This is a genomic window from Gloeomargarita sp. SKYB120, from assembly GCA_025062155.1.
Classification (GTDB): Bacteria; Cyanobacteriota; Cyanobacteriia; order Gloeomargaritales; family Gloeomargaritaceae; genus Gloeomargarita.
Genome location: JANXAM010000079.1, coordinates 1 through 667, shown reverse-complemented (window position 1 = coordinate 667; position 667 = coordinate 1). Strand labels below are relative to the sequence as shown.

General features: G+C 47.5%; 1 protein-coding gene. It reads left to right on the top strand.

Annotation, left to right across the window (positions count from 1 at the left end; translation table 11 throughout):
- A partial coding sequence (locus NZ705_12505; GenBank protein MCS7293764.1) for a hypothetical protein occupies positions 1–183 on the top strand: 183 nt, incomplete at its 5' end.
- Between the last annotated feature and the right edge of the window lie 484 nt (positions 184–667).

The following is a 667-nucleotide window of genomic DNA, read 5'->3' as shown; positions in this document are numbered from 1 at the left end:
TTAGTTTTCTTGCCAAGGGACGCTAAAAGTTGGGGCTTGATCCCAATTGTTGCTGCGATTGTGTTGATTGTTGCTAGCGGTTATGCCGTGCTGAAACCCACCACGCTTTGGCAACTGTTTGTGTCTCTATTGGCAATCACCGGGGGTTACTCCCTACTGACGACGGGACGTTTGCCCCTATAATCTAGCTAAAAAACGGTACAGGGCTATGCAAGTGGGGAAAGTCATTCCATTATTCGCTGCAAACGCTATATAGCTGAGCTGCTTTAGGTTGTCAGAGAGATGACAGGAAAACCAAAGACGGGGCTACGTCCTGCGACTCTAAGACATGACAAGCATAGATGGCTTAGCTATATAATGACAAGGGCGCAGAGTTTCGACATCTGCGGCTCGAACTGAGTCGGCGTTGCCCGGTGGTGCATTCGAGCTTTGATTGGCAACCAGAGCTTCTGGTGACCTGGGATGTTAAGTTTTTTTGCAGGATTCAACACTTCTAAGTTTATTCCGATTCAGAATGGCGGAAGAAAATTCGAGACAGGGGAGTAATTCGCATCCCTAGCGCTTGGTAGTCCTTAGGTAAGTAGTTCTCAGGAATTGTTGTGTGATTACCGTCGCGAACGGCTGTGTAAGCAGGAGACATGATTTCAATCCCAACTTCGTTACAACA